The sequence below is a fragment of the Gemmata sp. SH-PL17 genome (assembly GCF_001610855.1).
Lineage (GTDB): Bacteria > Planctomycetota > Planctomycetia > Gemmatales > Gemmataceae > Gemmata > Gemmata massiliana.
Genome location: NZ_CP011271.1, coordinates 1,879,496 through 1,904,509, shown reverse-complemented (window position 1 = coordinate 1,904,509; position 25,014 = coordinate 1,879,496). Strand labels below are relative to the sequence as shown.

The following is a 25,014-nucleotide window of genomic DNA, read 5'->3' as shown; positions in this document are numbered from 1 at the left end:
GTACCCATTATCGCAGGAGAACGCCGGTCGCGAAATGCCGCAATGGTTGATCGAGAACGTTACCGCCCGAAGAGCCCGCGGACGAAGCCCAAGATGCCGCCCTTCGCGGGCTTGGCCGACGTCACGGCTGCGTGCGTGCGGGAGTCTTCTTGCGCCCCGAAGCTCGGGTGCTCCGCGGAGATACCGAGCGCCCGACACTGTGCGAGCGGGAGCCACGCCTGGAGCGCCTGAACCACCTCGCGCGCGTTTTGGTAGCGCGTGTGCGGGTCTTTCGCCCCCATTTTCATGACGATCCGGGCCAACTCGGGGGAGATCTTGGGCCGAAGATCGGCCGGCGACGGCACCCCGCGGATCTGCCGTTCGGCCATCATTTCCGGGGCCAGCCCCGGGAACGGCACCTGGCCCGTCAGCAGGTAGTAGAACGTCGAGCCGAGGCTGTACACGTCGCTGCGGCAATCCATCTCGCAGCCCCACGCCTGCTCCGGCGCGATGTGCGCGATCTCCTCCGCGTACTCCTTCGTGCTGATCCGCTTCGTGACACGCGCCCACGGGCTTTCGAGCATGTGCGTCAGCCCCAGATCGATGAGTTTCACGCTCCGGTCCGGCATCAGTGCGAGGTTACCGGGCTTCAGGTCGCGGTGGATCAGCCCGCACGAGTGCGCGTGCATCAGGCCCACAGCAACCTGTGCGATGAGCTGCGCGGCGGCGTCCGGCGTCAGCGGCCCCCTCTCCGCGACGATCTTATCCAGTGTCGGTCCCGGTACGAATTCGGAGACGACGAAGTGCGTCCCCTGCCAGTATCCCACATCGAGGATGCGGGCCACGGCCGGGTGGTCCACCTTCGCGGCGCCCCGCACCTCGTCCATGAACGCTTTCAGAATGGTCGGGTCACTGGCCCGGTCGCACGGCAGCACCTTCAGGGCCACCGTGCGCTTGGTCGTCGTGTGTTCCGCTTTGAACACCATCCCGACGCGGTCCTGCCGGATGCCGTCGAGGATCTTGTATTTGTCGAGGACGAAGCCCTGCGTCCGGTTGTTGAGTAACTGCATCGCCTGGAACTTCGTCAACAGCTTCTTTCGCACGAGCAGCGCCGCGACCTGGAGCGGTTCGGCGGTTGTGGGGTCGAGAGAAGCGTTCGCGAACACCGCTACCAAGTCGTCCGGCGTGAGCAGCCCACTTTTACGAACGGCACTCAGGAACGGCGAGTTGAGTCGCGGAAGTTGCGTGTGTGTTGCCACGGACGAAAGCTCCGGCCGGACTGGGTGATTGTCGCCGGAACAAGAGTAGAGCGCGATCCACGAGACGCAGGGATTTCGGGCGCGTGGGGCCGTCGGAAATTCCAATCACGTCCGGATTCCCGACGACCGGCATCCGAAGGACAGAATCTGACTGAATTTTCATGCTTCAGCGCAATTCGGAACGCGGAAATTGGCTGCGGATAAAAGAACCGGGACCGCGGACGCCCGCTCTCACCACCCAGAAGTGGAAGAAAAGGCCATCCGCGGTCCCGGCTACTTGTGGCTGATCGGTTACGGAATCCAGTTTGTCTCCGGACCGACTACCGCGCAGAACTCCGCGAGGAGCTTCGCCGCGTTCGTTAGGTCGTCGAGGTGGATCACTTCGACCGGGCTGTGCATGTAGCGGTTCGGGATGCCGATAAGCCCCGTGGCGACGCCCTCGCGCGCGATCTGAATCGCGTTCGCGTCGGTGCCGGTGGCACGCGGAGTTCCGCGTACCTGCACCGGGATGTCGTGCGCCTTCGCGGTTTCTTCAAGCAGGTCGAACACACGCGGGCTGATGTTCGGCCCACGGTACACGACCGGCCCGGCGCCGCACTTGATGTCGCCTTGCGACTTCTTGTCGCTCCCTGGGGTGTCGGTCGCGTGCGTCACGTCTACCGCGATACCCACGGTGGGGTTGATCGAGTAGGCGGCCGTCGTTGCCCCACGCAGCCCGATCTCCTCGGCCACCGTCGATGCGCCGAAGACCGCGGCCTTGAGCGGGCGCCCCTGGAGCAACCGCACGGCCTCCATACATACCCACAGCCCGACCTTGTCGTCCATCGCGGGGCTGGCCGCGAGGCCGTTGCGGAGCGGCCGGTAGCCGAGCGCGAACGTGAGCGGGTCGCCGCACCGCACGAGCGATTCGGCCTCTTCGCGGTTCTTCGCGCCGATGTCTACCCACACGTCGGTGAAGTCCGGCACCTTTCCGCGCTCTTCCGGTTTCAGGAGGTGAATCGCGCGCCGCGCCACGACCCCGTGAATGCCGCCGCTCTTCGTCCAAACGGTCAGGTGCTGGCCGAGCAGGATCTGCATGTCCCAGCCGCCGATGGGCTGGATGTAGAGGAACCCGTCGGAATCGATGTACTGCACCATGAGGCCGATCTGGTCGCAGTGCCCGGCGAGCATGATGCGCGGGGCGTCAGCGGGGCGCCCCTCGGGGAACCGGGCCGCGAACACGTTCCCGTGCGAATCGGTGCGGATCTCGTCCGCGAACGGCTTCATGCGATCGCGGACCACTTGCTGAATCTGCTGCTCGAACCCAGACGGGCTGGGCGTTTCGAGCAGATTCTTCAAGAACTCGTGCGACGTGTGTTCCATCTCTGGCTCTCCAAATAAAGAGAGCGGCCGCAGATAAACGCGGATGAAACGCGGATCTAAACAGAATTCTTGATTCAATCCGCGTTGTATCTGCGTTTATCTGCGGCCGCTCTGTTCCTTGATGTTTAGTGTCGGAAGTGCCGGACGCCGGTGAACAGCATGGCGATCCCGTGCTCGTCGCACGCGGCGATGCTGTCCGCGTCCTTCACGGACCCGCCCGGTTGGATGATCGCGGTCACACCGGCTGCGGCAGCCGCGTGGACGTTGTCCGGGAACGGGAAGAAGGCGTCCGACGCCAGCACCGAACCCTTCGACTTCTCGCCGGCCTTCTTCACCGCGATCTCGACCGAAACGACCCGCGACATCTGCCCCGCTCCGACGCCGACGACCTGTGTATCGCGAGCGAGCACAATCGCGTTCGATTTCACGTGCTTACAGACGAACCACGAGAAGTACAGCGCATTGAACTCGGCCTCCGTGGGCTTGCGCTTGGTGACGACCTTCCACGCATCGGGCTTGTCCGCGCCGTAGTCACGAGCCTGCACGAGCAACCCGCCGTCCACACGTCGGTAGTCGAGCCCCTTCGGGAAGCCGGTCAACTCGCCCGTCTTCAGGAGCCGGACGTTTTCCTTCCACTTCCTGAGCCCCTCGAGCGCGTATGGCTCGTAGTCCGGAGCGATGACGCACTCGATGAACCGCTTGGCTTTCGGGTCCATGAGGGCACTGGCAGTGTCAACATCGACGGGCCGGTTAAACGCGATGATCCCGCCGAACGCGGAGAGCGGGTCACCGTCCCAGGCCAGCCCGAAAGCGTCCGCAAGTTTACCGGCAGTCGCCGCACCGCACGGGTTGTTGTGCTTCACCACCACGCACGCCGGGGCCGCGAACTCGCGCGCCAGGTTCAGCGCCGAATCGAGGTCGAGGATGTTGTTGTAACTGAGTTCCTTGCCGTGCAACTGCTCCGCGGTCGCGACGCAAGGGTGGTCGGCGGTGCCGTCCGAGTAGAACGCGGCGCGCTGGTGCGGGTTCTCGCCGTACCGGAGCTTCTGGTTGGGAATAAACAGCAGCGGCAGAACATCGGGGTCGTCGAAATTGACTTCGCCCGGCGCCCCGCCCGTCAGGAAGTAGTTCGCAATGGCGTGGTCGTAAGCAGCGATCCGGGCAAACGCCCCGCTCGCCAGTTCCCGGCGCGTTTCGCGACTCAGTTGGCCCGCGTTCTGGCCGAGTTCCTTCAGGACAGGGCCGTATGAAACCGGGTCCACAATGATCGTCACGCTCGCGAAATTCTTCGCTGCCGCGCGGACCATACACGGCCCACCGATGTCAATGTTCTCGATCGCTTCGGCCTCGGTCACGCCGGGCTTCGCGACGGTCTGCTCGAACGGGTACAGGTTGCAGACCACGAGGTCGATTTCGGGCAGCGCGTGCTCAACGAGCGTCTGCATGTGCTCCGACTTGTCGCGCTTGGCCAGCAGCCCGGCGTAGATCGCCGGGTGGAGCGTCTTCACGCGCCCGTCGAGGATTTCGGGGAACTTCGTCAGTTCGCTGATGTCCTTCACCGGCAGACCGGCATCGGCCAGCGCCTTCCGGGTTCCGCCGGTGGCGATCAGTTCGACGCCGTACTTGGAAGCAAGTTCGCGCGCGAAGTCCACAAGCCCAGTCTTGTCGGACACACTCAGCAACGCGCGGCGAATCGGACGCAACATCAGGAACCTCCGGTTCCAACAAGTAAAAAGGCAAAATTCAAAAGGTAAAACGAAGCACAGATGCGGCGCAGGCACCATTTTCCCTTTTGCTTTTTACCTTTTTACTTTCGCGACGCGATCTGAACCACCCGCCCCGCGGATCGCATGCTGATGCCACCGGGAAAATCACAGGCGCCGGCGTTACGACACGCAACCTCGACCGCGCGCTCCCACGCATCAAACGTCATGTCGTTCATTGGCCAACCCTCGCGTTCCCAAAGCAATCGCAACGCGGCCCGCGTCACGGCACGCGGTGCTCCGGCGAGCGTACTCGCGTCGAGGATTCGCACATTTGCGGCGCTGGGGCGCCCGGCTCGGGCGAGCAACTCGGCCGCGGCGAACGAAATCACCTCGTGTGCTTCGGTGGCGTGCTCCGCGAGGTGCGTGAGTGCGGACACGACATCGGGGTTGAACGTCTTAAGCAGCGGCAGCAGTTCGTGCCGGATGCGATTGCGCGTGAACTTCGTGTCCGCGTTCGTGCTGTCGGTGCGGTGCGGCTGATCGATCTCCGCGAGATACGCCAACACATCGACGCGCGTGACGGCGAGTAGCGGTCGGAGGATGGGAGAACCTCCCCCCCTCCCTGAAGGGAAGGGGGAGAAAGAACCGTCGGCCGACGTAGCCTCAAGCCCTGCGAGATCGCGCGCCTGCTCCCCCTTCCCTTCAGGGAGGGGGCCGGGGGGGTAGGTTGTGGCTGCAACCCCTCCCCAACCCCTCCCCTAAACGGAGAGGGGCTTAAAACCAGTGTCTCCGATGTGCCGGCTTCTGCTTTTGGTTCTGTTCCCCCTTCCTTCTTAGGGAAGGGGGTTAGGGGGTTAGGTTGTCTTTGCTCCCCCTTCCCTTCAGGGAGGGGGGCCGGGGGGGTAGGTTGCCCCCGCTCAGCCGCGATCCCTCGCAATCCCTGCAATCCGGTGCCGCGAATCAGTCGGTGGAGCACCGTCTCGGCCTGGTCGTCGGCAGTATGGGCGGTCGCAGCCCAGGCCGCGCCGATCGCGTGCGCCACCTCCGCGAAGAACTCGTACCGCACCCGGCGCGCGGTGGATTCGAGGTTGCTCCCACTCGCGAGGGCTGCTACATCCGCGCTCCGAACGTAGCACTCTGCGCCGAGCGCCGCGCACAGTTCGCGCACGAAAGTTTCGTCGCCATCGGACTCTTCTCCGCGGAGCCGGTGGTTCACGTGCGCCACGACAACAGCCGCGCCGCACGCGCGCAGCGCACACAGGAGCGCCACGCTGTCCGCGCCACCGGAAACTGCCACAACGCCCGGTCCCGGCCGACTCGCCGTAAACCGCCGTACCGCCCGCAACACGCGCGTCACGCTACGTTCCCGCTCCGAGTAGAATTCCAAATATCATCCCGGCACGCGCCCGGGTGATGAGAAAGTCCGCTTGCGTCGCGACCCGTCGGAGGCTATGCGTGCACCCCGAACAACCCGATACGAACACCCGCGACGAGAGGCCGCCCCGGGCAAAGGTGCTTCGCCCCGCGGAAGACGCGGCCCGGCTGAAGCGCGTGGTCCGGGCGGCGCTACTGTCACTCGCGGCGGCGCTCACGGCCGTGTTCGCGGCAGCGGCCTACATCCATCCTTACGACGAGGACGGCGCGCCGCGGACGATGTCCACGCACACGCAGCTCGGGATGCCGCCGTGCAACTTCGCGGTGCTGACCGGCAAACCGTGTCCCTCGTGCGGGATGACAACGAGCTTCGCCCTCCTGGTTCACGGGGACGTGTCCGCGTCCCTCCGGGCGAACTGGGTGGGCACCACGATCTGCGTGATCTGGGCGCTGACTTTAGTGTGGGCACTGGCGAGCGGGCTGCGGGGGCAGCCGCTCTTCGTCCCGAAGCGCCGAGGGGCCGGCGAACTGATTTTTACGTGCGTCACCGGCGCCGTTGTTTTTCTTATGCTCGCACGCTGGGGCGTGCTGCTGATTTGGGGGTAAGAACCGGCGGGCAGAAATCGACGGGCTACGGGCGCGGAGCGCCCAAAGCGCCGACTCTGCCCGCGGTTCTCCGAATACTGTCTTCCGAATTCTGTTGCCGAATTCTGTTGTAAGGGGGGTTCACGGATGAACCGTAGCAAAGCCGGAAAGTGGGCCCGCCGGGCGGTGTGGGGGTCGGTCTTCGCGGTCGCGGCCATCGGGTGCAGCCCGCTGAACGTCGCGGCGTTCATCTTCGCACGCGACGACAAGGTGCCCGCCCCGTCGCCACTGACATTCGCCAAGGACGGCCCGAAAAAGGACAAGGACGAGGTTGTGGTGGCCCTGCTCCCGCAGGTAGCCCCCGGGAGCGCGCCGCAGTTCGCGACCATCGCCAACGAACTGGCCGACAAGATCGCACGCCAGATGCCCGAACTGGCCAAAGAAACCAAGGACAAGCGCAAGCTGAAGATCCTGACCCAGACCCAGGTCGACAAGTTCAAGATGCAGAACCCGACGTGGAAGAAGATGAGCGCCGACGACATCGGTCAGAAACTCGGTGCCGACTTCGTGCTGGAAATCTGGATGGAAAAGATGCGCCTGTACCAGCCCGGGAGCCAGAACCAGATCTACGAGGGCCGGGCCGAAATCCAGGTGACCGTGTACGAGGTCGGGGCCGGGGACGGGATGCCCAAAGACAAGTACCCGCTCTCGTTCTCGTACCCGCGCACCGGGGTGCGCTCGGCCGACGCCGTGTCCGAGAGCTCCTTCAAGGGCCAGTTCATCGAGAACCTCGCCATCGAAATCGCCCGAATGCACGTCGACCACAAGGCGAGCAACGGCATCGCCGACGGGCGCTGATTCCGACCACGAAATCGAGCAAAAGCGCGGGGCGCGGACCGGACAACCGGTTCGCGCCCCGTCCGCGTTTATACTATCCCCACGCCCGCGCCGCCATTCCCCGAGGTTCACACATGCTGCCGAGCTTCGTGCGCCCCACGCCCATGACCGACCGGCTCTACGAGTACGTGTTATCGATCGGGTTGCGAGAGCCTGATACGTTCCGCACGCTCCGCGAGGAAACGGCCCAACTCCCGGAGTGCGAGTGGCAGATCGCCCCCGAGCAGGGGCCGTTCCTTGCGATGCTCGTGCAACTGATGGGCGCGAAGAAGTGCCTCGAAGTCGGCACGTTCACGGGCTATTCGGCCGCGTGGGTCGCGAGCGTGATCCCGGCCGACGGCCAACTCGTGTGCTGCGAACTCAGCGCCGTTTACGCGGGCATCGCACAGAAGCACCTCGCCGCCGCGGGGCTGTCGAACAAGGTCGAGTTTCGTATCGCCCCAGCCGCTCAGTCGCTCGCGGACCTGCTCTCCAACGGGCACGCGGGCACCTTCGACTACGCCTTCATCGACGCCGACAAGTCGAGTTACAACGTCTACTACGAGCGGTGCCTGGAACTGGTCCGACCCGGCGGACTAATTGCGATCGACAACACGCTTTGGGACGGCAAACCCGCCGATCTGAGCGTGACCGACATGGACACGCTCGCGATCCGAGCACTCAACGAGAAGGTCCACAGCGACGACCGCGTATCGCTCAGTTTCCTGCCGTTCGCCGACGGGCTGACGTTGGCCCGGAAGAACACGTAACGGAACCCGGGTTTCAACCCCGGGTGCTCTTCGGTCAAACTTGATCGCCCCCGCAACGTTCCGTAACTTGACTCCTTAACGAAATAGCTCCTTCTAACGTGCCGAGGTTCGTCATGGCTGCCACTCGCGGCGAGTTGTTCGCCGGTGTCACCGTCGCCATTATCACCCCGTTCAAGAACGGCGAAGTCGATTGGGACGAACTCGGCAAACTCGTGGACTGGCACTGCGAGCAGGGCACCGACGCGCTCGCGCCGTGCGGCACCACCGGTGAGTCGCCGACCCTCACGCACGACGAGAACGAGCGCGTGGTCTCGTTCGTGTGCGAGCGTGCCCGCGGGCGCACGAAGATCATGGCCGGCACTGGATCGAACTCGACCTCCGAAGCGATCCGGATGACGAAGGCCGCGAAGAAGGCCGGCGCGAACGGTACGCTGCAAGTCGGCCCGTACTACAACAAGCCGACGCAAGAGGGCTACTTCCGCCACTTCGCCGCGCTCGCGGAAGCCACCGACCTCCCGATCGTCGTTTACAACATCCCGGGCCGCACCGCGAGCAACATCCTGCCCGAAACGCTCGCGCGAATGGCCGAGAAGTGCCCCACGATCGTCGCCGTGAAGGAAGCAACCGGCTCCCTGGACCAAGCCTCGCAGGTCGCGGCCCTCACCGACCTCACGATCTTGAGCGGCGATGACAGCCTCACGCTTCCGCTCATGAGCATCGGCGGCAAGGGCGTGGTGAGCGTGGTTGGTAACATCGTCCCGCGCGACATGATGGCGCTGGTGAAGGCGTTCGCCGCGGGTAAGTTTGACGAAGCACTTCAGTGGCACCGGAAGCTGTTCCCGCTCTGCCGCGACATGCTCGGCGTGGCGACGAACCCGATCCCGCTGAAGACCGCGATAAAGCTCCTCGGGCGCGGCAACGGCGAGATGCGCCTGCCGATGTGCCCGATCGACGCGGCCGGCGAAGCGAAGGTGCGCCAGACGCTCGTGAACTACGGCTTGCTGAAGTGAGCCCGACAGCCAGAGTCGACGAGCGGTGACAGTCGAAAGGCACCGCTCGTCGCCCCAGCCGACGCACTGCTCCGCGATTCAACCCCGCCCCTTTACCCAGGCAGGAGTCTCCGTGAGCGCCAAAAGCACCACACGTTTCGCCCGAGCAGCCCGATCGATCCAATATGAGGCAAGCAAGACGCCCTGCGGCAAATACACACGGTAGGCACACAAACCAAAGCACGTCCACCACGTCTGTGCGAGAAAATCAAGGTTCTGCGTGCGGAATTCGAGTACCCACCACGAGTACGTAGAGCGACCGCGCTACCAAAGCGATCGCAAGAAATATCAACCTGGACGGTGGTGGACGTGAAGAAAGATTGGAAAAGAGTATTCGGGTTCGAGAAGTGATCGGCGGGTACAGCGGGCGCCGAGTTTCGATGCAGTAAAGTGTGACGGCCGGGCGATCAATGGGGCATCCGCTGACCGAAGACAGCAGTTACCGACCAACGGGGAGCGTCAGCGCTGGCACGTTGCCGATCCGCTGCCGCTGAAAGTCCAACCGGCGAAGTTGGAGCATCAAGAGCAGCGTCGACTTGCTCTCCAGATCGCGGTCGTCGATGTAGAACCAGTGGTCACGATACCACACCGAGACGTAGGCGCATTGTGGCGGCTTGTGCGGGTGCCCCGGACACGAGTGGACGCGGAAAACGCCCTCCGCCGCCTCGGTCGAGCGGTCCCGTCGGGCGGCAACCGGACCAGCCCGCGCGCCACGTGTTCTTGCGGAACGTCTGCACCGTTCGCCAGGAAGAACAGAGCCTGGGCCGTGGACCGTGGGGTGAGGCGGAACGCCGCGTCCGGCCACCGGGTTCTTCGCCGGGTCCGGAACTCCGGACGCTACAACCAACTCGTACCGATCCCCGCTCGCATTCAGGTTGAGTAACCCTTCCAGTTCCGCAAGTTCGGGCGCCCCGCGCCCGTTCGGGTTCACCTGAAACACGAGCCTGCGCTCCCGTTAGCACCCACTCGTCTCCCTTGCGGCGGTACTCGAACCCGTCTTTGGCCGCCTGGGTGACGGACGAACTATTCACGGCGTTGGCCGGTAACGGGTCGCTCAGTTCCGTCGTTCGATCTTCGGCTTTGATGGACCCCCACTCCCGGTCCTGGGCGACTTGGAGCAACCCGGCCGCCCACCGGAACCGCTGGAAGTCCGGTGGTACATCCCGTGGCGGGCCACTGGCCGGAACCCAGTTCGGTACCCCATTAATTCGGTCGGCCCAGATGCGGACGATACTCGACACGGGCCACCCGGACTGGGTCAGAAAGACGAGCGTTTCGTCCGAAATAGGGGTCAGAAACTGGCGGATGGTGGACGCATCGTCCTGGGGATCGAGGCTGACCGTCGGACGATTCGACCCCTCAATGGAGGCGAACGGGAGGACCGAGGCGAAACTGCGGAACGGGTTCCCGGGCGCTTCGGTGGAAAAGAAAGGGCGCGCCTCGGTCCCGGCGGTGAACTCGTACTGGGCCGCAATAGCAGCCACATCGAGGTTCCGCGGGGCCTCAGCGTACCGGAGCCGGACGACGTTTTTGAGGAACTGTTCCTCTTCCACGCGCTGAACGGCAGTCGCGTACTTGCCGTGGGTTCGCTCGAGCGCCTTGGGGCCGAAAGAGCACCCCGGTAAGGCCGCGAGCACGGCGACCAGTGCCGGAATAGTTCGTGCGATGGCGGCTCGCATACGCTCGCCCAGAGCCGCGCCCACAGCGGAGCAATTGCACCAACTATTACAATCGGCGAATGCGGTCTCCCGGTTGAGAGGAATACCGGTCTCAAATCGAACCGGACTAGAACAGCAGTTGAAAGCGGAGCCCCGGGATGATCGCCGTGTCGACCCCGATCGTGCTCGGGCGCGCGATCTGGAGGTCGGTCGTCAACCGGGCCCACGGGGTAATGGCGATGTTGTAGAAGAGCTCCACCCCGTACTCGTCCCGTTGGGGCTGAAGTGGCCGCGCAAGCGACTTAAAGTTGTCACTCAGCCCGAGATAGAAGTACCCGATCCCGAACGTGTCGAGTTTGCGCCCCGGGATCATGCTGTGCCCGCCGATACCACCGTTGGCCACGAACCGGACCGGGTTCGGGTTCCCGTCCGAGAGCCCGAACTGACCAAACAGGCCCCAATTTCTCTTGTTGTCGCACTGATCAGCCCAAAGCGATTGGTAAAAGTTCGCGTACAGTGACCACGAACCGGTTTCCTGTGGGGCCGTGTTGGTACGAGCAACCGCCGAGCGAATGAACGGAATGTTCAGGTACGCGGCCGGGTCGAACGAGCGGTATTTGGCACTGCTGTACGTACCGCCGAAGTTGTACACGCCGGGGCGCCCCAGGAACTGGGTCCGTAAGACCAAATCGGGTACGAGGACGACGCCCCGGTTGTACAACCCGGAGAGGTCACTGGTCGCCCGCTCCTCGGGGTCGAACACGGAGAGCGTGAACAGCGGTTCGCCCTCGCGCAAAACCGCGAACCCGGCACCGGCCGCGGCGTAGGGGATCGTGCGCGCCGCAATCGGATTGAACACGAGCGACGTGTTCAAGAACCCACCCAGCCCCGGTTTATTGCTGCCCAAACCGGGGCTGTACCGCAGCGGGTACTCGTCGAGGGTGTTGATTTTCCCGGCGTACAGTGCGAACGATTCGGACAGCGCCTGGGTCAACTTCAACCCGGTAATCGAGGTAATGTTCGCGTCCTCTCGGGGGAAATTGAGAGGGAGGTTACTCGGCGCGATCAAGCCGTCGATTTCGTTCGTGGACCGGCCGTAGCGCGTCTCGGCGTGCAGGTTCACAAAGAGCCCTTGCCACAGGCCGAGTTTCTGGCCGTCAATGTTGAGCAGGTAGTCGATCTTCCCACCAAAGGGGAACGTTCGCTCCTGTCCCCCGCTGGCAATGCCCTGGTAGAACTGAGTCGCGAACAAGTCGAACGTGATCCCGCGGTCGGCCGCTCGCGAGCGCAGCCCGAGGGGATCCCCGAGCGCACGAAGGCGCGTTCTCAGGTCACCGGCGTATGGGTTTTCGGGTGCCGCTGCCGCTTCCCCGGTAGGTTCGGGAACAACGGGCGCTGTTGCTTCCGGGGCCGACGGCTCAGTCACAGTCGGCCCCGGGTTTGGAACGGGCGCCGTCGTTGTGGGAAGTTGTCCGATCGCGAGTGCCCCGGAGAGCAATAGCCCCACAGATGCAATCACGACCTGTCGGAATTCCGCGCGCATGACAATCCTCCGTGCCCCACTATCGGGGCGCGGCAAGGAATGAGGAGTCGGGCCGCGGATACTATCGGCATTCCGCGTAACGTGCGTAATGTGCGCGCGCATCTTGTGTCAGAACGTCACGGTGTTTTGGGGGAACTGATCCGTCTCGGCAGTGCCCCCCGTGCGATACGGACCACGACACTGTCAAACAATATCCACATCATCGATTCAATTTGACCAATTCCTGAGCTGAAACGACTCGCTACTAATCCCATCCGGAGCTTCATTTCATCACTGATATTTGATACTGTACTTTGCGCGAGGTTATAGGTTTCACGCAGCGAGATCGAGGCACCGCTTCGCCAGGTTCTGAATTTTCGCCGCGTCGTGCGGGTCTCCCACAACGGCCTGAATCTCTTCGGCCCGTAGCTCGCGTTGCCAGGCGCGGCGCTTGTCGGCGTGGCTCGGGCGCCGGTTCGGATCGTCCCACGGGGACGCGGACCGATGGGCGACCAGTGCCTCGGTGTTCCGATCCCAGGCCCACACCTCGGTCACCGTGAACGCCCAGGCGCACAGGTGGAAGCACCCCACGTTCGAGGTCAACCCGCGCACCTGCGGTTGGCCCGCTCCGACCACCTGCTTGAGATCGCGGAACGCGATTTCGAGGCTGAATCGGTCGGCGACGAGGCCCCGGATCTGGGCCGCGGTCGCGGTGGTGTCGGTGCAGGAGAACGCGACCCAACCCTTGGGCTCGTCCACCAGCACCACTCGAATTGCCCCACCGGCCGGGCGCCACGCCGCCACGAACGTCTTGTACCGGTTCTCGACCGCCTTCCCGTACAGGGTGAACGTGCCCGTGGTCCACCCGCGCGCCTGTCCGGCCCGCTTGGCCAACGACACCCGGTGTTCTCCGTACACGCGCGGGCGCCCGCGCCTCTTCGGGTCACGCGCCCCGGGTACCGAGCACAGGGCCGCGTCCCTGCGGAGTCGGCTCACCACCGTCACCCCAGTGCCCGCAGGGGCTTGAGCACCGGAGCCTGGGCATACGCCCCGTCGGCCACCACCCACACGGCCTTGGCCCACCATTTCAGCCACCCGTGGGCCCACCGCACCAGTTCCACGGCCATCACCAACGTGGTTGCGAACACCGGCCGAGCGTTCTCGGGGGCGTCCCCGAGATCCTTCTGGCGGATGTACAACCGGGCCAACAGGGGCAACGCGACGACCCCGCCGAGCGGGTGCGTTACCAGCAACCCGAGAACGACCCACACATGCCCGTAGACGAACCGGCTGCCGGGTTGTGATGCACTCCGGCCCCTTGGACCCTGGATCCGTACCGCTCCGTCGGGGTGTCGTCGAGCGCCGGCACCACGCGCGCCGCTCCGTCTACCCGCGGCTTGATGAGTTCCAACAGCACACGGGTGGCGATGCGCTCGGTGCGTCGCCCGACGGCGGTGACGGTGGCGTAGCACCGGCGGTACGGGCTCGACAGCCCGGCAACGCGAATCCAGCAACTAAGGGCTCGGCCCCCGCGGGCTAGGATCCGACCCAAGAACAGCAGTGCGAGTCGGCGCCCGGAACGCGGATCGAGGGTCTTCGCCCGTGCAGAAAACTACTCGGGTCGGGACGGTTGTGTGGTAACACCATCCTCCCGAGCGGACCGGCACTCCGCTACTCCTCAGACACCAACTCACTCCGGCGGCTTATAACTTCGCGGAAAGTACAGGTATTCTGCAATCGCGTCGGAAAGTGTCAGGCCGGTCGTCGGAGGCGGGGGATTTTGCGCAACAGGAGAATTAGCAATGGGTTTCGCCGTCAACGTGGCGAGAGCAACAACGGCCGCGTCGAAACCCTCTGCCTCTGTGCAGAGTTTCCGCCACGTTCCACCCACTGTGGTGTAGTAGTGACCTTAATGCAGGAAGGGTTTGGGCTTGCGGGGCATGCAGATACCATCAAGAAATCAGGTTTCAATCCTGATTACTTATATTGATGGCATCAATAGAGAAATGACACGACTGCGGCGCAAGTGCCGCCTCAGCCGTTACTTAAAATAGTGCGCCCGCTGGGACTCGAACCCAGGACCAACGGATTAAAAGTCCGTTGCTCTACCAACTGAGCTACAGGCGCCTTTCGCTTCAAATCCCTGACAATTCACTCTGCCCCTTGCCAAAACCGCTGCGACGTTGACACCAGATTCGATACCCAGTGTATTTGGATACATCTAAAGTATTGCACAAATTCTGGTGAGAGCCGCAACCACCATTTACAGGAGCGAGAGCCACGTCTAATAACGATTCTATTGCGCGTGGCACGCCAATCAAGCCGGACAACTCCTACCCCAACTTCCCTCTTTTTCTGCACGCTATGAAGCGTCGAACGAGGAAAATCCGCGGGAAAAAGATCTACTTCGGCCAGTGGAACTATCCCAACGAGTGGAGCTCCCCACGGAGGATCGTGGACAGTGTATTAGACCTAATTCACGATAGCGGGTGGTGTGTTCCGCCCCTTACCCGTGACCCGTTCAGGGAACCGATCGGTGGTCGAGCATGCGGTTGACCAACCCGGCGATGGCCCGAACCCGCATCGCGTGCCCGTGGCGCCGGTGCCGGTTCACGTGCGCCACCGCCCGGAACCGGCGCCACCGACCGATCGCGTGTTCGACCACGATCCGGCACCGGCGGAACGCACGGTTATACTTCCGGTCCTCGGACGGGCGGTCCTTCCGGCGAGGCTTGACGCGGCGACGCACCCAATCCCAACGGGTGCAACGCACCGATCCCCACGTAACCCAAGTCCCCGATCCCACCGACGCTCTTGGGGAGGCGCGTGAACAACCGTGACGTCTTGAGCAACTGGATGTCCGCCCACGGCCCCGGAACCGAATCGGACACGTCCCGACCGGAGTGCTCGTCCACGGCCACTTGGCTCTTGAGCGTGGGCCTTCTTCTTGCCCGAGTAATATGCCCGCTGGCGGCGCTTGGGATGTTGGGTCCGTTGCTCGAACGAGTCGATCACCACCGCCAACCCGGGCGTGTCCTGTAGGGCCGGAGGCGCGTGCGCCTTGCGGTCCCGGGATCGGGTATCCGCATCGCGTTCCGACCGGCCCGCTCCAACACCGGCACGCACCGGGCGCGGGCACGGCTCGCGGTCGAGCCCGGCACGCCGAAGAGGAATCCCAGAACCTCGTTGGTCGGGTACTGGCGCAGCCAGATCACGGTCAGCAGCAGTTGGTCCGCGGTGCACAGGTCGAAGTCGTCGCCCCAACCCACGGCCCGGTACCGGTCGGGGCGCTCGAGGCCCTTGCACCGCTTCGATCACCGGAACCACGTCCGCCGCCCGCGCGTCGAACACGGCCACGGTCAAGCCGGTCCGTTGACCGAACACTGCGTGCGTTCACAGGTTGTCCAGACGAGCGATCATAAAACGCATCCCACGAGGTCCGAGGCGGCCCGACATCTTACAAAACCGGCTTTCAAGGTGACGTACTCTGTGTCGCGCCCATTCATTCGGAGGCTGTCCAGCCAATCACTAAATGGTGAACTTAAGGCGACGCTCGCCAAACAATACGCAATCGGTACCGACGGTGACCACGGCTAAATTCAGATTCGGCCTCATCTCGTTTTCTCGTATCGGAGTCGGGCATCAGCCCACCCCGCAACGAGGTGCTGGATGAGGTTGACGGCGACCACCGGCAACAGCGCCAACGGGCACCCCGCGAGCGCGCCTGCCGCCAGACCCAACCCGGCACCGTTGTTCGCCATGCCGACGCCGAACACGAGTGCCGCGCGCTGTGCGGGGTCGGCGCGCACGGACCGCGCGGCCACGAACCCGCTCGTGAACGCCGCCACACACATCGTTCCGGCCGCGACCGCGATCAGCGCCAAAAAGTCCCAATCGGGATCGGCAACAACACCGGGCAGACACATTGAGGCATTCGTGTAGCACAAAACCAGCAGGATCACTGACGCGACCGGCTTCACCCACGGCCCGGTCGCGTCCGCCCTGCTCCCGCCGACCACCCAACGACTGAGGAGGCCCAAGCCGGTCGGGACAACCACCCACACAACGACGAACACGCCCGCACCACCCGATCCGGCGAGGTGATTCAATATCTCGCTCGCACCACTCGGGGCAAACGCACCCGCCGCACCGAGTGCGAGTGGAGTCGTGAGCGGGCTGAACACAGTCGAGAGCAGCACGAGGCCGAGACTCAGCGCGCAATCGCCGTCGGCGGCGCGGGCCCAACCCGCCGACGAACCCGCCACCGGCATCGCAGCTACCACCGCCAGGCCCACGAGCAGGTCGCGCGCCTCTGCGGGATCGTGCCAGAGCAACAGTACGGGAGCGACCACCGTCAGCACGATGAGGGGCACGGCGGCGCTCGCAACCAGCCCGACCACAAGAGAAAGGGGCCGCCGGAACATGCCCCACAGGTGCTCGCCCCGAACCGCGAACCCGGCGGCAAACAGAAGCACGCCGAGCATCACCGCTGGCGCGGATACTCGAACCGGGTGCCCCAATACGCAACCCGCCCCCGCCAGTCCCGAAATCCAACGGCCGGCCCCCGGCACCGCCCCGGCCGCAGCGTATGCCGCGATCAGGAGCCAGAGAAAATGTTGGTGCAGAAACCCCGAAACTGATCCGTGTTCGCGACGCATTTGGGTCGGTCCTTTTTCAGTTGAACGGCTCCGATCTGGACAGTCGACACCGTACCCGATGGACCTAAGCGGGCCGTGACGCGGGGATAAAGTACTTCTTATCTTCGCTTCATCCTCGATTTACCGCGGTCGGGTACAGTACGCCCGCGTCGGTTCCGGTCCGCCCACGTTGAGAGCGGCCGACCGCGTATTGAGGAGCAAGCCATGCGTTACCTCGCAGCCGCCACGGTCGTCGCGTTCGTGTTGGGCACGGCCCCGGTTCGGGCGGACGAAGAAAAGGTTCCGTTGGAAAAGGTGCCGAAGGCCGTTCTGGAAGCCGCCAAGAAGCGGTTCCCGAAGGCCGAGGTGATCGGTGCGAGCAAGGAAACCGAGAAGGACAAGACGGTGTACGAGGTGGAGCTGAAGGACGCCGGCAAGACGATCGACGTGACTCTCACCCCGGAGGGCGTCATCACCACCATCGAAAAACAGATCGACGCCAAAGAGCTCCCGAAGGCCGTGACCGATGCGCTCGAGAAGAAGTACGCGAAGGCCACCTTCAAGATCATCGAGAGCGTCTACTCCGTGAAGGACGGAAAAGAGGCACTCGACTACTACGAGGTGCTCCTCGTCACGGCCGCGAAAAAGGAGATCGAGGTGGAGATTCTCGCCGACGGTAAGATCAAGCACGAAGAAGAGAAAAAATCGGAGAAGTAATAAACCAAGCCCGGCTCGCGTGACGGCGCGGCCGGGGCTGGCAAGAAGGCCGACGGGACCACGTCCGCGGGCGCCTGAATTTGGGCGCCCGCGCTTTCGGGGCGATTGATATGGGAATCCGCATTCTGCTCGTTGAGGACGAACCGGCGATCGGCGACTTTGTCGCCCGCGGGTTGCGCGAAGAAGGGTACCAGGTCGAATGGGCCGTGGACGGTGACACCGGGTGGCACCACCTGCGCACCGCCGTGTGGGACGTGATCCTGCTCGACTGGTGGCTACCGGGTCCGAACGGGCTGACCCTCCTTAAGAAGTTCCGGCAAGCGGGCTGCGACACGCCGGTACTCATGCTCACCGCGCGCGACGCCGTTTCCGACCGCGTTCAGGGGTTGGATTGCGGTGCCGACGATTATCTGTGCAAACCGTTCGCGTTCGAGGAGTTGCTCGCGCGCGTCCGCGCGCTGGCACGCCGGCCCGGCGCGACGTCGGGCACCACGCTCTCCTACGCCGACGTGCAACTCGACCTCGCGACCCACCGGGCCGAGCGCGCTGGTGCAAAATTGGACCTGACCGCGAAAGAGGAGTCCCTCCTGGTGCTGTTCCTCCGGCACCCCGGCGAAGTGCTGAGTCGCACCCGGATCTACGAGGCGGTCTGGGACGAGCGGTACGACGGGATCTCGAACACGCTCGAGGTTCACGTCATGGAACTGCGTAAGAAACTCGAAGCGCACGGCCCGCGCCTCATTCAGACGGTCCGCGGGCGCGGGTACGTGTTCGGGGAGCTCGAGTGACCCTCACGACCCGTCTATCACTGTTCTTCCTGGCCGCACTCGCAACGGTACTCGTCGCGTTCTCCGCGGCGCTGTACGTCCTCGCGCACCGCCACCTGACGCGGCAACTGGACGACCGATTGGACGCATCCGCGCGCACGCTGGCTTCGGCCGCGGAGATCAAGCCCGACGGCGTCGAGTGGGAACCGGAGGCGCGGCCGTTCCCGTTTACATCGAGCCCCTTCGGGGACGAACTCCGGTGGAACGTCACCACCGACGACGGAACCGTCGTCGATCAATCCACCCAGGAAGGCGCGCGGGAACTGTTGACGGAAGCCGAAGAAGGCTTCCGCACCGGGCACCGGAACCCGCGCCGGGTGGACCGTGCGGGCCGCGCGTGGCAGGCGACGCGTATCCGACTCGCACCAGAACTGGCCCCACACCCGGTCCCACTCCGGCGCGGAAAGTTCTCAGCGCTCGTGCTGACGGTTGCGGTACCGCTCGATCCCGTTCACGGCACGCTCCGCACCCTCGCGGCAACACTAACGGGTCTCACGCTCGCGGTTCTCGCCGTCGCGCTCGTTGCCAGTCGCGCGGTCTGTCGGCGGGCGCTCGCCCCAGTCACGCGAATGGCCGAGACCGCGCGAGCGATGGGCACCGACTTGACCGAGCGCTTACCGGATACGCGATCCACGGACGAAATCGCGAACCTGACGAGTGCGTTCAACGGTTTACTCGATCGACTAATGGAAGCGTTCGAGCGCGAGCGGCGGTTCGCGGGCGAGGCGTCGCACCAGCTCCGCACGCCGCTCACGGCCCTCATCGGGCAGATCGAGGTTGCGCGGCGCCGCGACCGCCCGCCCCAGGAATATCAACGGGTACTCGGCGCGGTTTTGGAACAGGCCGGCCGGCTCCGGCGGGTCATCGAAGCGCTCCTGTTTCTGGCCCGCTCGGAATCCGACGCCCGGCTCCCCGGTTTGGAGCGGATCGACCTGGCGAAGTGGGTTCACGCGCGGCTGGGGGAGTGGGCCGATAATCCGCGCTCCCGAGATCTCACCTTTGAAGCGCCGAGTGAAGAAGTGCCCGCGGCGCTTCACCCGGATTTGTTTGGCGAGTTGCTCGACGCGGTTCTCGACAACGCCCTCAAGTACAGCGAACCGGGAACACTCGTCACGACGCGCACCGGCCGCACCGCGAGCGACGTGTGGGTGGAAGTCGAAGACCGGGGGTGCGGGATTTCGGCGGACGAGTTGCCGCACCTGTTTCGGCCGTTCTTTCGGTCCGAGGCCGCGCGAAAGCGGGGTGTACCCGGCGTGGGGTTGGGGTTGGCCGTCGCCGCCCGAATCGCTTCCGCTCTGGGCGGCACGATTGCTTTGACGAGTGAAGGCGGCCGGGGGTGTCGGGTCACGATTCGCCTGCCCCTATCTTTGGCACGCGAAGAGCGCGCGGGCGAATTCGGCCCGCACAGTTCGACTCAAGGAGGAGAGCTTTGATGACGCGACGGCGGTTCCTTGCGCTCGCCGCGGGCCTTCCCGTGGTGGGCGGTTCGCTCGCGGCGTGGGGCGTGGAGTACCACACCCGAAACTTTCACGCGGTCGAGCGGGGCGTTCTCTACCGGAGCGGGCAGCAGACCCCGACGGGACTGAGGCTGTCTCTGCGCGCGTACCAGATCAAGACCGTCGTCACGCTGCGAACGGTGCGCGACCCCGATCGGCCCTACCCCGACGAATGGGAGGCGGAACTGTGCGCGGCCCACAGCGTGCGTCACATCCGAATCGTCCCTCAGCCGTGGTCGTTGGACGAGAGGGGCGAACTCCCGGCCGAACGAGTCGTGCGGGCGTTCCTGGACATCGTGTGCGACCCGGCCAACCACCCGGTACTCGTCCACTGTTTCGCGGGCATCCACCGCACCGGGGCCATGTGTGCCCTTTTTCGGATGGAGTGCCAGAGGTGGTCGGCCGAACGAGCGATTGCCGAGATGCAGGACCACGGCTTCGAGCCCGGACAGAGCCGGGACGGAATCGAACAATACCTGCGCGACTACCGCGCCCAAACCCCACATTCGGCGCCATCATCATAATCGGATTTCATCTCCGGTTTATCCTGCATTGCCGATAACAAAGTGACACAACAAGAGCCATAACTTTGGCAGACGGTGAGCGCTCGGTAACCGGGGCGATTCGTGACGGCATTACGCACAGTTTTGTTCGCGGGCCTTGTCGAGCACTTTGGTTCCACTACCGGAACGACCGGAGCGCCCCGGCAGACCCCTTTTGGCGCCCGGCGGTTAGCCCTTACCAATCCGGCGAAGCGGACTCGCCGCCGGCTCGCGTTGCCAGTGCCAGCAGGATCGTGGCGGCGGAGTAAGTCAGAAAGTGAACGCTCCCGTCGGCAGAAAGGAACTGCGCGCCGCGTGGGTGCAAGCTCCAGTAGTGGAACACCGAGCACTGGTCGTCGAGGCGGCCCGCGGCGAACTCGTAGGGGGTGGCCGGGCAGAACCAGTTGACGTAGCCGCCGGTGTTAATCTCCCGCACACCCAGCAGCATGTCCGGCGAGCCGGTCTGGAGCTGTCCGACCCCGGCGTACCACCAGCCGTACCACATGTCGCTGCTCGGTGGCCGCTCCCCAACCATGACCGTGTTGCTTGTCCCGTCGGAGATATCGACTAGCCGCGTCTTCGACCCGGCGTACAGCACTCCGTTGGGGTGGAACAGGTCCGTCCCGAGCACCCCGACGTAACTGGTCAGCGCGACCCACCGCTTCTCTCGGGCGTACTGGGGGGCTTGGGTCCGGCTGTCGAGCGGGCAGCCGAACACCGCCAGGGGCGTGGCTAGACCGGTGTGGGGCGGAGCGGCGAACGGGTCCCGAGATTGAGTGTACGCGGCTGCCGTCACGTCCCAAAGCGGCTTCTGCTCCAGGTGCGGGAGCAGGCGGGTGTGCCACGACATCCGGGGGTACAGTTCGTTCGCCCGGTCCGGGGTCACCCCGGGTGGGAGGGCCCCGGTGGTGTCGTGGTGGCCGTGGAGGGCCAGCCCGAGCTGGGCGAGGTTGTTCGCGCACTTGAGCCGGGCGGCGGCGGCGCGGGCCTGTTGGACGGCCCCGAGCAGGAGGGCCATCAGCACGGCCACGATCCCGATGACGACGAGCAGCTCGATGAGAGTAAAACCGCACCGGCCCGCCCTCGCGCCCATAGTTGATCTCTCCTGGTTAGATCGCTCACGGCGAAGCTGGCTCGAAACCGGTCACGACCCCGTCCCTGACCCACACCGCCAGCGGGGTTTGGACGATCCACGTCCGGTCGGCGCGGAGGCGGCCCGGCACGCCGATGCCCCGCTCCATGTCTCCGGCCTCGCCCCCGACAGTGGGAACTTCGACAAGTGCAACCGACGCCCCTCCCAGGCGGGCCTGCTCGGTGAGCCGGGGCACCTGCCGCCGGCACTCTTCGCAACCCGAGCGGTGCAGCACCACGAGCCAGGCGCCGGCGCGGAGCCGGTCGGCAATGTCAGTCTCTTCGAGCAGCGGGAACCGCCGACCGACCCAATCGGAGCTGTCGATGACCTCGAACCGCTCCGCCGGTGCGGGCCGGAGCAGCGCGGGCAGCGCGGCGCACCCGACGAACAGGCCGACGGCCGCTGCCACCGCCCACCGGCGGGCGGGCGGTTCGGCGAGGCGCGGCTTGAGAGCCACGAGGCCCGCGAGCATCGTCAGGTCGAACGCGAGCGTCGCGGTCGGAGGAACCTTTACCGGCCCGAAGCACCCGCAATCCCGGAGGCCGGTGACGACTTGGTGAAGCGTCAACCCGCTGAACGCGAGGAGGAGGACGATCCCCACCGCCCGCGCCGCCGACGGTCGGGCGCCGCTCGCCAGCCACAGCCCGAGGGCGAACTCGACCACCGGCCAGCCGCTAAGCAGTGCGGCCGGGAGGCGACCCGAGCCGAGCGGCGGGGGCGGGGCGCCGAGCAAGGTTTCCGCGGTTTTGAGGCCGCCGGCGGCCGCGAGCGTCAGCCCGAGTATCACGCTCAGGGCGGCGTACCCGGGCGTCGGGCGCGGGTTCATTCCACCACCTCACCGGTGATGGTCAGCTTGAGAACCGCTTGCGACGGCACGTCGGTGTACACCGCGACCCGCTCACTCAACGGCCCCGGCGTCTTGGTGTAGCAGTCGAACTCCAGGCACGCCGTCTGCCCGGCCGGCACAGCCAGTGGCAACTCGGTCCGCAGGACCACGCACAGCCCGGCCCGACAGCCGTCCGCCGCACCGGTGATGCGGACCGTGCGGCCGGACTCGTTGCGGAACTCGAACCGGGTCTGCGCGGTGGATGACGCCTTCACCACCCCGAGATCGTTCGCGAGCCCCCCTGTCAGTCCGTCCGAGTTAGCCCCTCCGCCCTGCGGGGCGGTGTGCGACGCGGACCCCGCCGGCGTGGAGTAGAGAGACAGCCCCCACCCGACCAGACCGACCGCGACAGCCAAAAGGCCGGCGCCAGTAGCACGGTACATAGCAGCCCTCGTTCCGGGAGGTAGGGTTACTCGGTAGCAGCCGCACGACGCCCACGCCGCAGGAGCAGGATGCCGACTGCTCCCACGACAACTGCCCCGCCGACCAGCCACGCCCAGAGCCACGACCGCGGCGGCGGCGGCGGGGTCACGCTCTGGGGCTCGGGCAACCCGAACTGACTGATCAGGAACTCCTCCGGGGCGACCGGACGGCGGTCCCAGGATTCGAACTCGATGGAACCCGTCGCCGGAGGGCTTTTCTTCTCCGGGAGGTAATCGAACCGCTCGGTCACCCGGAGCGGTCGGGGGGTCTCACCCGCCGGCTCGGCATAGTCGACCGTGACGGTCACGGTGCCGTAGGACACTTTGGACTCGTACTTCCGGACGGCCCCGCCGGCCCCCTCGTCGAACCACGCCGTCACCGTGAACGGGTGGTTCTGGGCGCTCTCCTGGGCCGGGGTGTAGCTGGCGTCCAGTTGGATCAGGCTCCGCCCGTCCTTCTGAACCCGCGTCAGCGAGCGGACGGCACAGAGCGGGTTCGTGAACCAGTCGGCGGCGGGGCGGCCTTGCACGTAGGTCGTCACCAGCCGGGGTTGCCGGCTGCTCGCGAGCTTCTTCGCGAAGTCCTCCGGCTCCTGCCCCAGGTAGCCGAGCCGGTACGCCTCGCTCCCGACCTTCCGCTCGAGCAGGTAGGTGTAGTCCGGGGTGCGGCCCACCACCCGCTCGATCTCGCCCAAACCCAAGTTGTCGAACTTCAAGGGCGCGCGGTTCCAGACCAGCACCGAGTTCCCGCTCGCCAGCAACTTGTACTTGGTCGGGATCGGCACCTTCCCGACAAGGGCCGGCTCGTTCCGGGTGTACGTGGTGGCCAAGTTCTCGGCGGACTTCTCGAGCGCCGCCCATTTTTGGAGGCACGTCTCGCGAAGTTCGTCGCCCTCCGCGGCCACGCACGCGTGGCGGGGGCCCGCGAGCAGACCGAGTAGCGCTAGCAGCCGCCAGACGCGATGCATGATCGGCACCTGTTAAAACAACCCAACGGAAGGACAGAAAGACCGAAGAGGAGCCGCTGGTGTCGCGGTTCGGGGGGCGTCAACCCGCACAGCGCCCGATCAACGACTGCGGCACCCGTTGAAAGCGCGACCGCTCGATCGAAGCGGCTCACGTGATCACCTTCGCGACCGGCCAAGCGAGTGCACTCGGCCGGTCGCGACCTGTCGAGAGCGGGCGTTCGCTGCCGCCCCGCCCGTCCCGAGCGGGTTCGGACGAGGCGTCGTTCGGCCGCCCCTACACGTCGGCGCAGTCGCAGTACTGCACCCCGTCCGCGCCGACGATCGTCTTGCAGGTGCAGAAGCAGATCCAGCCGGTGCACGTCGCGGTCTTCGTGGCGTCGGCACAGTTGCCGGGCGTCCGATCCTTCTGGCAAACATCAACGCGATCGCACAAGCTCTGGTTGCAGCCCGCGGCGACTGGCGCCGTGACCGATCCGTCGTCGGCGAACCCCGCGGTGGGGGCCACCAAGACGCCCCCCACCGCCAGCATGACCAGCGCCAGGCTGGTGAGGGCAGCGCCCAGCACCTCCGCTTTCAACCACTTCGTCATGAGCTTCCTCCTCGGCACCAACGGCGTCGCAGCCCTTCCCGCACGTCGGGAGGTTTACCGCTCCACCGCTTGTTCCAGCACCGCGCCCGAAATCGTCACCCGCACGTGCGGGCGCGCCGGGCTGTCGGTGAAGACGACGTATTCCTGCACGAACGGCCCCGGCTGGCCGGCGAACCGCACCTCGAGTTCCAACTCGAAAGAGCCTCGGGCCGGAATCGTTCGAGGGAGGTCAGAGACGGCGAGGCATCGGCTGCAAGACGCCTGCCCGCCCAGCAATGTCACCTCACCGCCCGTGTAGTTGTGAACTGTCACCCGAGTTCGCTCCTGCGCCCCCTGCGGGCGAGCACCGGTATCGATTCGCGTCGGCGCGACGATCAACCGCTCGCCGCGGAGGTAGCGAGCGCCCACCCCGAGCGAGCCGAACAGCGCCCACGAAGCGACAAGCAGAAGTGCCAGTAGGACGGCGGCACCCCCGAGCGCTGCGAGGAGGGGCGTCCGCTTCTTGCGCTGGAGTTCCATCTGAGAGCACTCACCCATTGGTGCAGAAACGGGCATCGGATCGCGCGGCCGGCTTGCGGCCGGCGGGCACTTTAGCCGAGAGCGATTCGCACGCGCCACAACACGTGCGAATTCGCAAAACAATTAGACAAATACTTAC

The 25,014-nt window shown here is 65.2% G+C and carries 26 protein-coding genes, 1 tRNA gene and 2 pseudogenes; 8 read left to right on the top strand and 21 right to left on the bottom strand.

All coding sequences use genetic code 11. The annotated features are described in order from the left end of the window. Positions 1-59: 59 nt before the first annotated feature. From VT84_RS07815 to tilS, 5 genes and pseudogenes are all read right to left on the bottom strand, one after another. Positions 60-1,238, bottom strand: a complete 1,179-nt coding sequence (locus VT84_RS07815; protein ID WP_052559425.1) for a serine/threonine-protein kinase — start codon at positions 1,236-1,238, stop codon at positions 60-62. Between the two features lie 291 nt (positions 1,239-1,529). After that, positions 1,530-2,600: a M42 family metallopeptidase gene (locus VT84_RS07810; RefSeq protein WP_052559423.1), complete on the bottom strand. Its 1,071-nt coding sequence runs from the start codon at positions 2,598-2,600 to the stop codon at positions 1,530-1,532. Between the two features lie 125 nt (positions 2,601-2,725). After that, on the bottom strand, positions 2,726-4,306 hold the full coding sequence (purH, locus tag VT84_RS07805) for a bifunctional phosphoribosylaminoimidazolecarboxamide formyltransferase/IMP cyclohydrolase (protein ID WP_082839139.1): 1,581 nt from the start codon (positions 4,304-4,306) through the stop codon (positions 2,726-2,728). Positions 4,307-4,407: 101 nt separating this feature from the next. Next, positions 4,408-4,935, bottom strand: a pseudogene (locus VT84_RS40625) (ATP-binding protein); the annotation flags it as partial. 296 nt (positions 4,936-5,231) lie between these two features. Continuing rightward, positions 5,232-5,603, bottom strand: a pseudogene (tilS, locus tag VT84_RS42155) (tRNA lysidine(34) synthetase TilS); the annotation flags it as partial. Positions 5,604-5,761: 158 nt separating this feature from the next. Between tilS and VT84_RS40035 the strand changes: the two are divergent. From VT84_RS40035 to dapA, 4 genes are all read left to right on the top strand, one after another. Further along, on the top strand, positions 5,762-6,286 hold the full coding sequence (locus VT84_RS40035) for a DUF2752 domain-containing protein (protein WP_052559416.1): 525 nt from the start codon (positions 5,762-5,764) through the stop codon (positions 6,284-6,286). A gap of 126 nt (positions 6,287-6,412) precedes the next feature. Beyond that, entirely contained in the window at positions 6,413-7,123 is a 711-nt protein-coding gene (locus VT84_RS07785; RefSeq protein ID WP_052559414.1) for a hypothetical protein, read from the top strand. A 113-nt stretch (positions 7,124-7,236) separates the two neighbouring features. Next, on the top strand, positions 7,237-7,911 hold the full coding sequence (locus tag VT84_RS07780; RefSeq protein WP_082839135.1) for a class I SAM-dependent methyltransferase: 675 nt from the start codon (positions 7,237-7,239) through the stop codon (positions 7,909-7,911). Between the two features lie 113 nt (positions 7,912-8,024). Next, complete coding sequence (gene dapA, locus VT84_RS07775) at positions 8,025-8,921, top strand: 4-hydroxy-tetrahydrodipicolinate synthase (RefSeq protein WP_204249729.1); 897 nt, start codon at positions 8,025-8,027, stop codon at positions 8,919-8,921. Positions 8,922-9,399: 478 nt separating this feature from the next. On the opposite strand, the gene VT84_RS40030 is transcribed toward dapA, so the two are convergent. From VT84_RS40030 to VT84_RS07740, 10 genes are all read right to left on the bottom strand, one after another. Next, positions 9,400-9,549 (bottom strand): hypothetical protein, encoded by a 150-nt coding sequence (locus VT84_RS40030; protein ID WP_204249728.1) that lies wholly within the window; start codon positions 9,547-9,549, stop codon positions 9,400-9,402. After that, positions 9,536-10,639 carry a hypothetical protein gene (locus VT84_RS07770; RefSeq protein ID WP_204249727.1) on the bottom strand — a complete coding sequence of 368 codons (1,104 nt, stop codon included), beginning with the start codon at positions 10,637-10,639 and terminating at the stop codon, positions 9,536-9,538. The genes VT84_RS40030 and VT84_RS07770 overlap by 14 nt, the downstream gene beginning before the upstream one ends. 106 nt (positions 10,640-10,745) lie before the next feature. Next, complete coding sequence (locus tag VT84_RS07765; RefSeq protein ID WP_052559409.1) at positions 10,746-12,161, bottom strand: carbohydrate porin; 1,416 nt, start codon at positions 12,159-12,161, stop codon at positions 10,746-10,748. A gap of 312 nt (positions 12,162-12,473) precedes the next feature. Next, positions 12,474-13,040, bottom strand: a complete 567-nt coding sequence (locus VT84_RS40620; protein ID WP_239465734.1) for a hypothetical protein — start codon at positions 13,038-13,040, stop codon at positions 12,474-12,476. Between the two features lie 101 nt (positions 13,041-13,141). Next, positions 13,142-13,411 carry a hypothetical protein gene (locus VT84_RS40615; RefSeq protein ID WP_239465733.1) on the bottom strand — a complete coding sequence of 90 codons (270 nt, stop codon included), beginning with the start codon at positions 13,409-13,411 and terminating at the stop codon, positions 13,142-13,144. A 783-nt stretch (positions 13,412-14,194) separates the two neighbouring features. After that, positions 14,195-14,267 (bottom strand) — tRNA-Lys (locus tag VT84_RS07755). A gap of 394 nt (positions 14,268-14,661) precedes the next feature. Next, complete coding sequence (locus tag VT84_RS40610) at positions 14,662-14,889, bottom strand: transposase family protein (RefSeq protein ID WP_052559407.1); 228 nt, start codon at positions 14,887-14,889, stop codon at positions 14,662-14,664. Next, entirely contained in the window at positions 14,831-15,055 is a 225-nt protein-coding gene (locus VT84_RS40605; protein ID WP_162271535.1) for a hypothetical protein, read from the bottom strand. The genes VT84_RS40610 and VT84_RS40605 overlap by 59 nt, the downstream gene beginning before the upstream one ends. 96 nt (positions 15,056-15,151) lie before the next feature. Beyond that, positions 15,152-15,409: a helix-turn-helix domain-containing protein gene (locus VT84_RS40600; RefSeq protein ID WP_052559405.1), complete on the bottom strand. Its 258-nt coding sequence runs from the start codon at positions 15,407-15,409 to the stop codon at positions 15,152-15,154. 342 nt (positions 15,410-15,751) lie between these two features. Continuing rightward, positions 15,752-16,798 (bottom strand): bile acid:sodium symporter, encoded by a 1,047-nt coding sequence (locus VT84_RS07740; RefSeq protein ID WP_082839132.1) that lies wholly within the window; start codon positions 16,796-16,798, stop codon positions 15,752-15,754. A gap of 204 nt (positions 16,799-17,002) precedes the next feature. Between VT84_RS07740 and VT84_RS07735 the strand changes: the two genes are divergently transcribed. The 4 genes from VT84_RS07735 (at position 17,003) to VT84_RS07720 (ending at position 20,341) form a co-directional block, all read left to right on the top strand. Next, a complete protein-coding gene (locus tag VT84_RS07735) occupies positions 17,003-17,494 on the top strand; it encodes a PepSY-like domain-containing protein (protein WP_082839131.1) in 492 nt (163 codons plus the stop codon). 110 nt (positions 17,495-17,604) lie between these two features. Then, a complete protein-coding gene (locus VT84_RS07730) occupies positions 17,605-18,282 on the top strand; it encodes a response regulator transcription factor (RefSeq protein WP_052559399.1) in 678 nt (225 codons plus the stop codon). After that, a complete protein-coding gene (locus VT84_RS07725; RefSeq protein WP_082839130.1) occupies positions 18,279-19,754 on the top strand; it encodes a sensor histidine kinase in 1,476 nt (491 codons plus the stop codon). Before VT84_RS07730 ends, VT84_RS07725 begins: the two co-directional genes overlap by 4 nt. Continuing rightward, positions 19,754-20,341: a fused DSP-PTPase phosphatase/NAD kinase-like protein gene (locus tag VT84_RS07720; protein WP_082839129.1), complete on the top strand. Its 588-nt coding sequence runs from the start codon at positions 19,754-19,756 to the stop codon at positions 20,339-20,341. Before VT84_RS07725 ends, VT84_RS07720 begins: the two co-directional genes overlap by 1 nt. 214 nt (positions 20,342-20,555) lie before the next feature. On the opposite strand, the gene VT84_RS07715 is transcribed toward VT84_RS07720, so the two are convergent. The 6 genes from VT84_RS07715 to VT84_RS07690 all read right to left on the bottom strand — a co-directional run bounded on the left by VT84_RS07715 (position 20,556) and on the right by VT84_RS07690 (position 24,875). Then, on the bottom strand, positions 20,556-21,452 hold the full coding sequence (locus tag VT84_RS07715) for a DUF1559 domain-containing protein (protein WP_052559396.1): 897 nt from the start codon (positions 21,450-21,452) through the stop codon (positions 20,556-20,558). A gap of 25 nt (positions 21,453-21,477) precedes the next feature. Continuing rightward, the gene (locus VT84_RS07710; protein WP_052559395.1) at positions 21,478-22,317 is read right to left on the bottom strand and encodes a MauE/DoxX family redox-associated membrane protein; all 840 of its coding nucleotides are present in this window, start codon (positions 22,315-22,317) and stop codon (positions 21,478-21,480) included. Next, positions 22,314-22,760, bottom strand: a complete 447-nt coding sequence (locus VT84_RS07705) for a DUF1573 domain-containing protein (RefSeq protein ID WP_052559393.1) — start codon at positions 22,758-22,760, stop codon at positions 22,314-22,316. Before VT84_RS07705 ends, VT84_RS07710 begins: the two co-directional genes overlap by 4 nt. A gap of 26 nt (positions 22,761-22,786) precedes the next feature. Continuing rightward, the gene (locus tag VT84_RS07700; protein ID WP_052559391.1) at positions 22,787-23,767 is read right to left on the bottom strand and encodes a hypothetical protein; all 981 of its coding nucleotides are present in this window, start codon (positions 23,765-23,767) and stop codon (positions 22,787-22,789) included. Between the two features lie 274 nt (positions 23,768-24,041). Next, a complete protein-coding gene (locus tag VT84_RS07695) occupies positions 24,042-24,356 on the bottom strand; it encodes a hypothetical protein (protein WP_052559386.1) in 315 nt (104 codons plus the stop codon). A 54-nt stretch (positions 24,357-24,410) separates the two neighbouring features. Next, complete coding sequence (locus VT84_RS07690) at positions 24,411-24,875, bottom strand: hypothetical protein (RefSeq protein ID WP_052559384.1); 465 nt, start codon at positions 24,873-24,875, stop codon at positions 24,411-24,413. Positions 24,876-25,014: the final 139 nt, after the last annotated feature.